Origin of the sequence: Halomonas sp., from assembly GCF_041689495.1 — a bacterium.
In the GTDB taxonomy this organism is placed as follows: domain Bacteria; phylum Pseudomonadota; class Gammaproteobacteria; order Pseudomonadales; family Halomonadaceae; genus Halomonas.
In genome coordinates, this window is record NZ_JBDNGD010000120.1 from 1 (window position 1) to 7,312 (window position 7,312).

At 64.1% G+C, this 7,312-nt stretch carries 6 protein-coding genes and 1 pseudogene; 1 reads left to right on the top strand and 6 read right to left on the bottom strand.

Features of this window, described 5'->3' with window-relative positions:
• The 6 genes and pseudogenes from ACESMD_RS03940 to ACESMD_RS03965 form a co-directional block, all read right to left on the bottom strand.
• Positions 1–201, bottom strand: a pseudogene (locus ACESMD_RS03940) (cytochrome c oxidase subunit 3 family protein); the annotation flags it as partial.
• Complete coding sequence (locus ACESMD_RS03945) at positions 198–650, bottom strand: DUF4870 family protein (RefSeq protein WP_372610523.1); 453 nt, start codon at positions 648–650, stop codon at positions 198–200. The pseudogene ACESMD_RS03940 and the gene ACESMD_RS03945, both read right to left, overlap by 4 nt.
• Before the next feature lie 177 nt (positions 651–827).
• Positions 828–1,520: a nitrate/nitrite transporter gene (locus ACESMD_RS03950; RefSeq protein WP_372610525.1), complete on the bottom strand. Its 693-nt coding sequence runs from the start codon at positions 1,518–1,520 to the stop codon at positions 828–830.
• Between the two features lie 41 nt (positions 1,521–1,561).
• Positions 1,562–2,611 (bottom strand): tellurite resistance/C4-dicarboxylate transporter family protein, encoded by a 1,050-nt coding sequence (locus ACESMD_RS03955; protein WP_372610527.1) that lies wholly within the window; start codon positions 2,609–2,611, stop codon positions 1,562–1,564.
• A gap of 268 nt (positions 2,612–2,879) precedes the next feature.
• Entirely contained in the window at positions 2,880–3,545 is a 666-nt protein-coding gene (narL, locus tag ACESMD_RS03960; protein ID WP_372610529.1) for a two-component system response regulator NarL, read from the bottom strand.
• Between the two features lie 6 nt (positions 3,546–3,551).
• Positions 3,552–5,453, bottom strand: a complete 1,902-nt coding sequence (locus tag ACESMD_RS03965) for a type IV pili methyl-accepting chemotaxis transducer N-terminal domain-containing protein (protein ID WP_372610531.1) — start codon at positions 5,451–5,453, stop codon at positions 3,552–3,554.
• Between the two features lie 324 nt (positions 5,454–5,777).
• Between ACESMD_RS03965 and ACESMD_RS03970 the strand changes: the two genes are divergently transcribed.
• Positions 5,778–7,312 (top strand): molybdopterin-dependent oxidoreductase (locus ACESMD_RS03970; protein ID WP_372610533.1); only part of this gene is annotated, 1,535 nt, incomplete at its 3' end.

The window sequence follows — 7,312 nt, forward strand, 5'->3', positions numbered from 1 at the left end:
CATCAGCGGGTCGAGCTCGCGCTGGGAGGCGTCGAAGAGTGCCGTTGCCGCCACCCGTTCCGCGGCGTAAAGGGCGAAGAAGGCGCTGAAGACCAGCATCTCGCTCAAGATCAGCACCCACATCAGCGGGTTGCCCGGCAGTGCCGAGAGCGGCCCCCAGCCGGGGTTGGGCAGTTCGTGTTTCAGTGCGCGCTCGTTCATGCGTCCGCCAGGGTCACCCGGGCGCCGCCGAAGGCCAGGCTCTTCGGGTTGGCCACCGGCTGGTTGGAGGTCAAGCGGGTGATGCCCACGCCGCAGCGACCCACCATCCAGATCAGGCAGGCGGTGAAGTAGACATAGCCCAGCGTCCAGGGCGCCATGGGCGGCACGCCCATCAGTCCCAGCAGCTGCCAGGTGACGACGAACAGCCCTCCGCCCAGCATGCCCAGCCAGAAGGTACGGATCTGGAACTGCAGATGGCTCTGTACCCAGGGTTCCGCGCGGCGGTGCTTGAGGTGGGCGATCAGCACGCCGACGGGCGCGGTGACCACGGCCAGCACGCTGCTTAGAAAGAGCATGTAGACGACAATGGCAGCACCGCGGCCGCGGACGGCCTTGTCCAGGTTGGCAGGGAGTTCGTGGGCCAGGCTGTGGGACTGGGTGTGAGACATTGGGGGGACACCTCGCATCCGGAAGTCGGCCGGGTTCCCTCTCGCACCCGGCCAACTGATGTATTTCAGATGCCACTATAGCGCGAGTCGCGGCGGATTTTCCTGGCCTGGATCAAGTCGGGCTGGGCTTGAACGACGAATGCCGCCCGGAGGCGGCATTCGATGGCGGCGGGGGGCTCAGGCCTCGGCGTTGCCGGAGGGGACATGGGATGCGGCCGGGGCCGGTGCGTCGGTCCGGGACGCCTGTAGGCTGGCATGGCGGGCCGCCAGCTCCTGGAGCTCCGGCAGGTAGCGATAGCGCTCCTCGCCGAGTTCCGGCACCCGGGCACGTTCCATGCGGCGGATGGCGCCATGCATCCAGATCAGCGACACGGCCACCAGCACGAAGAGCACCATGTAGGAGCTGGTCCAGACCCCGGTGAGGTCGAGCATGATGCCGAACAGGATGGGCAGGAAGAAGCCGCCCAGGCCACCGATCATGCCGACCAGGCCGCCCACCGAGCCGACGTTCTCCGGGTAGTAGACCGGGATGTGCTTGTAGACGGCGGCCTTGCCCAGCGACATGAAGAAGCCCAGCACCACGGTCAGCATCACCACGCCCCACAGCGGCATGGCCAGGGAGAATGAGATCTCACCCTCCTTGCCCTGGATAACGTAGCTGGTCTCGGGATAGGCGAGGGGGAACAGGCAGGCCAGCGAGGCGATGAGGGTCAGGTACATGATCGAGCGGGCACCGTAGCGGTCGGACAGCCAGCCGCCGAGCGCCCGGAAGACGCTGGCCGGCAGGGTATACCGCAAAGCACACGGTAAAGGCGAAGGTGTTGGCGCCCAGATGACGCCAGGCAGCACCGGTTCGGTATTGGTCTTCACTCAGCATGGATTAATCCTGTTTTCGAAAAGGGTAAGTGGGTTCAGCGATGGGCGGGGCGTAAGCTGCCCAGGACACGTCGCAGCAATCCGAAGAATACACAGCCCCATGCCAACAGAGCCACATAGACGAAGTATTCCGGAATCGGCCGCAGAAAGTCGAGCTGCATCGCTTCCGCCATCTGCAGCGTGGCAACGGTGTACATACCCAACGGGAACACCAGACCCCAGTACTGTGGGTCGTAGGTGAAAGGATGGCGCCGGTAACCGTGGCGCCAGAAGCCCAGCACCACCAGCATGGGAATCCACCAGGTTGCGGTGGCCCAGTAAAATACGGTAAAGCCCTTCAAAAAGGGCAGCAGCGAGAGCAGGTTCGGTGCCTGGGGCGAGGCGTTTTCGATTAGCAACGAGCCGGCCAGCGTAGAGATGGCCATCGCCCCCATGTTGATCCAGTAGGGTGGCGTCAGGTCGTCGGGTGAAAAGCGAAAGAAGACGTAGCGGTAGAAGATCAGGCTCATCATCCAGATGTAAAGCATGCCGCCCCACAGCCACATGGACAGCGCCAGAAAGTTCATCTCGATACGCACCGGCTGTTCGACGCGGACCGCCAGCAGCGTCGCCAGTACGGCGATGGACTGGGTGGCGACTACCGCGAGCAACCAACCACCGTTAATACCCTGCTCCAGGCTCGGCTTGTCCCGTTTGACCGTGAACGCTGTAAAGATGGCGTAGGTCAGCGCCACCCAGGCAACCACGCCCACCCACCAGAGCGGCCACGCAACCGCGGCATTGTCAGTGATTACGAGCACCTGTACGCCCAACACGCAGGAACCCGCCACGAATGTAAAAAAGCCGGGGGCCCGGCTATGGTCCAGCAGGTCGGCAAGAAACATCCGCGGAAAACGCCAGACACGCAGTAAATACATGCCAACCAGTACGCCGTAGCAGGGAATATTGAGCCAGAACAGCACTCGACCCAGCCCGGCCATGCCCAGGTTCCAGGCTGCCAGCGACACGATGCCGGTGGCCATCACCAGGCCGAAATAGGCTGGGTTCAGCAAGGCCAGCGGGGTGTCGGCATTCTTTCTGGTCATGGCATTTCCCCTCAGAGCGTTTGCGTGGGGCCCCGGCCCGCGGTCACGGTTGACCGATATCAAGGCGTGGGGCTTTGTCGCGAAAGATACGCCCCGCGGGGAAGCGGCGAAACGGGTCGGAAATTCAGGAAAAACAGCGGGATACCTCCAGGGAGGTAGGAGGCATGAGGTTTCAGGTCATTGTTTTTAAAGGGTTACGAGATGGCGGGGCCGGTGGAAGGAGGCGAGATATCCGGCCCGGGAGTCTTTGGAGGTATCCACAGAGGATCTACTTGTCCACCCCCTCCTGCACCGCCCAGACAGCGGCTTCGACCCTCGAGCGCAGGTTGAGCTTCTTTAGCAGGTGTTTGACATGGACCTTGACGGTGCCATCGGTAATGTCGAGCTTGCGGGCGATCAGCTTGTTGGATAGCCCAGCGGCCAGCTCGCGCAGGATCTCGCGCTCGCGCTGGGTCAAGCTGCTGATGTTGGGTGCCGCGGGACGGGAGCGCTGGCTGCGCAGCGCCTCGGCCAGCAGGGCGGTCAGGCTCTCGCTGATCACCATGCGCCCCAGGGCGACCTGGCGGAGCTGGCGTACCATCTCGTCGGGGTCCATGTCCTTGAGCAGGTAGCCGTCGGCCCCGGACCGGAGGGCGGCCACCACATCCTCCTCGTGATCCGAGACGGTGAACATCACCACCCGGCCGGCGAAGCCCTGTTCGCGCAACCGCTTGAGGGTCTCGATGCCGTTGAGTCCGGGCATGTTCAGATCGAGGAGGATCATGTCCGGGTCGAGCTCGGCGGCGAGCCGCAGACCCTCCTCGGGCTCGCCGGTCTCCCCGGCCAGGGTCAGGTCATCCTCGAGCTCAAGCAGCTGGGATACCCCGCGGCGCAGGAGCGGATGGTCATCGATGAGCAGGATGGTGGCAGGTGTGGCGTTCTCTGGCTGGGCCATCTCGGGTTATTCCCTGTTCCCATGGGTGGTAGTCGCCGGCATCTCCACCGCCGGCTGTCGGGTGATCAGGCGTGCCGTCCGGGGCGTGAACGTCAGCTCGACGAGGGTGCCGCCCGAGAGACGATTGCCAAGGCGGAGTTCTCCGCCCAGGGTCTCGGCCCGGTCACGCATGATCACCAGGCCGTAGTGCATGGGGGGTGAGCCGTCATCTTCGAGGCCGATGCCGTCGTCCTCGATTCGCACCCGGATCCGCGCATCGGCAAAGGTGATGCTGACGTGGGTCGAGTGGGCACGGGCATGCTTGTGGACATTGGCCAGGGCCTCGCGGACCACCTGCAGCACATGGATCTCCTCGTTGGGACTGAGCAAGTGGGGAGGAACGTCGAACACCAGTTCGACGGGCGTCCCCATACGCTTGGCGAACTCGTCTGTCGTCTGACGCAAGGCCGTCTGCAGCCCGGCCCCCTCGAGCTTGAGGCGGAAGGTGGTGAGCAGCTCACGCAACTGTCGATAGGCACTGTCGAGCCCGGTGCGCAGTTCGGCGAAGACCGCCGCCTGGATCTCGTAAGGCATGTCCTTCTGCTGCATGCGCTCCAGGCGCGCCACCTGCATCTTGAGGTAGGAGAGCGACTGGGCCAGGGAATCGTGGAGCTCCCGGGCGATGATGGTTCGCTCGTTGATCAGCGTTACCTGCTGCTGTTCCTCGATGCGCTGCTGAAGGTAGATGGCGGTGGCCAGCTGGTCGGCCAGGGCGTTGAGCAAGCGACGGGTACTCTCGGTGAGGGGGCTCTCCCGCGGGTACCAGATCTCCAGGGTACCGAGCATCTCCTCTCCCACGTTCACCGGCAACAGCAGGCATTCGCTATCCTCGTTCTCGTCCAGGCGCAAGGGAAGCGGATCCAGCAGGCAGGCATGGCAGTCGTGGTCGCGACAGTAGGCCGGACGGCTCTCCGAATGCGTGGCGAGTATCGGAATGTCCCGACCGTCCAGGGGATCATTGAGGGACAGTCGAATCGGGCCGATCTCGAGCAGCGTCTCCAGTTGACGCAGCATCGGGGCGGCGCTGGCGCAGAGGTCATTGCCCCCGCCATAGAGCTGGCGGCTGCCGTCATGCATGATCTGCATCGCCTTGTTGCTGCGCTCTAGCTCCACCTTCTTGCGTGAGACCCGAGCCTCCAGATCGGCATAGCTTGCCCCCAGCTCCTCGGCCATGGTGTCGAAGGTCTGGCCGAGCAGTGCCAGCTCGTCTCGACCGGTGAAGCGGGTTCGGTGGTGGAACTTGCGGTGGGCCGCCTCCCGGGCCAGCACCATCAACTGGCGCAGGGGAAAGACCAGGTTGTGGCGCAAGTCATAGAGGGCGATGGCCAGTACCACCAGGGTCAAGCCCAGGAAGAGGAACTGGAGGACACTAAGCAGGCGAAGCTTGGACGCGCTGTTGCGCACCAGCAGGGTAACCATGGCGTCGATGTCGCCTACCAGGCCATCGAGGTCCTCACGCAGGGCATCGATCTCCAACTCACCCCCAGTGACGGCAAGCGCCACCCGAGGGGCCAATTCCTCGTCCCAGCGAGTTTGCAGCAACCGGTATTGCTCATGAAGGATGGAATCGCCGTCCTCCGGCAGCACAGCGGTGAGCTCTGGGCTGTCCAGTCGCTGGCGGAAGCGTTCACCGAGCGCCTGGACCCGTGCCCGCTGGTCGGCATCCGGCTGTTGCTGGTAGCGCTCCAGGGCGGCGACGATCTGGTAGGTATTCATGCGCAGGGAGCCGGCCATGTTGATGGCCGCCGCATCACCACGACTGCTGCCCGCCAGCGTCATGGTGACGATGATGCTCACCAGGACCATGGTGGCAATCGCCAGCAGCGAGGCCGTGATGCGTGCGACGAGGGAGCGTTGCAACAGCTTCATCGGGAGTGAAGCCCTCCGGAATCGGGCGATGGAACCAGGGTGTCGATCACCCACTATACCCTAGTCGCTCGCGGTTGATCCCTCAAAGGCATCGCACACATCGCCTGTCGTGCGCCCGGCCGCGGCTTATCCCATCCTTGCTGTCCGCCCTATCCCCTTGGGGGTAGAGGCGATGTATATGGAGGTAACCAGGCAGCAATTCACCGATCGATGACCCAGAATCCTCGCCATGAACCTGCCTGGCGTGCGGCAAGAGCTCCACGCGGCACGGCAGGCGGGGTGGCCAAGCGGTCACATCTTCTTCGAGGAGCCTGGAGAGCGACCATGAGTCACTTCATCGATCGGCTGAACTTCTTCCGCAAGGCGAAACCCGAGGGCTTCGCCAACGACCACGGCGAGCTGCGCACGGAGTCCCGTGGCTGGGAAGACAGCTACCGTCAGCGCTGGCAGCACGACAAGGTCGTGCGCAGCACCCATGGCGTGAACTGCACGGGCTCGTGCAGCTGGAAGATCTACGTCAAGAACGGCCTGGTCACCTGGGAGACCCAGCAGACCGACTACCCGCGCACCCGGCCGGACCTGCCCAACCATGAGCCCCGCGGCTGCCCGCGTGGTGCGAGCTATTCCTGGTACCTGTACAGCGCCAATCGCCTGAAGTATCCGTTGATCCGCAAGCCCTTGCTCAAGCTGTGGCGCGAGGCGCTCGACCTCAAGAAGGACCCCGTCGAGGCCTGGGCCTATATCGTCGAGGACCCGGCGAAGACCAAGGAATACAAGCGGGCCCGTGGCATGGGCGGCTTCGTGCGCGGTGACTGGGACGAGCTCAACGAACTGATCGCCGCCTCCAACGTCTATACCGCCAAGCAGTACGGCCCGGACCGCGTTGTCGGCTTCTCGCCGATTCCCGCCATGTCGATGGTCAGCTACGCCGCCGGGAGTCGTTATCTGTCGCTGATCGGCGGCGTCTGCATGAGCTTCTACGACTTCTATTGCGACCTGCCGCCGGCCTCGCCGATGACCTGGGGCGAGCAGACCGACGTGCCCGAGTCCGCCGACTGGTACAACTCGGGCTACATCATCGCCTGGGGCTCCAACGTCCCCCAGACCCGCACCCCGGATGCCCACTTCTTCACCGAGGTGCGCTACAAGGGCACCAAGACCGTTTCGATCACGCCGGACTATGCCGAGGTCTCCAAGCTCACCGACGAGTGGCTCTCCGCCAAGCAGGGCACCGATGCCGCCCTGGCCATGGCCATGGGCCACGTCATCCTCAAGGAGTTCCACCTCGAGAGTCCCAGCGCCTATTTCACCGACTATGTGCGGCGCTACACCGACATGCCCTTCCTGGTCGAGCTCGAGGCCCGCGAGGACGGCAGCTATGGCCCGGGGCGCCAGCTGCGTGCCAGCGATTTCGACGCCAGCCTGGGCCAGGCGAACAACCCCGAGTGGAAGACCGTCGCCTGGGACGAGAGCCGCGATCAGCTCGTCGTGCCACGCGGCTCCATCGGTTTTCGCTGGGGCGAGACCGGGGACGAGGTAGGCAAGTGGAATCTCGAGCCGCTGGACGCCGAGGGCACCGAAATCAAGCCGTTGCTGAGCCTCGCCGATCACCATGACGAGGTGGCCCGGGTCGCCTTCCCCTACTTCGGGGGAATTGAGCATGAGCACTTCGACCATGTGAAGGGCGAAGGGGTGGGCGCCGCCGATGACCTGCTGTTCCATAGCCTGCCGGTCAAGCGCCTGAAGAAGGCCGATGGCAGCGAGATGCTGGCGGCGACGGTCTTCGACCTGATGTGTGCCAACTATGGCATCGACCGCGGTTTTAGAAGTAAAGAGGGGCAAGAAGGCGAGGACGACGG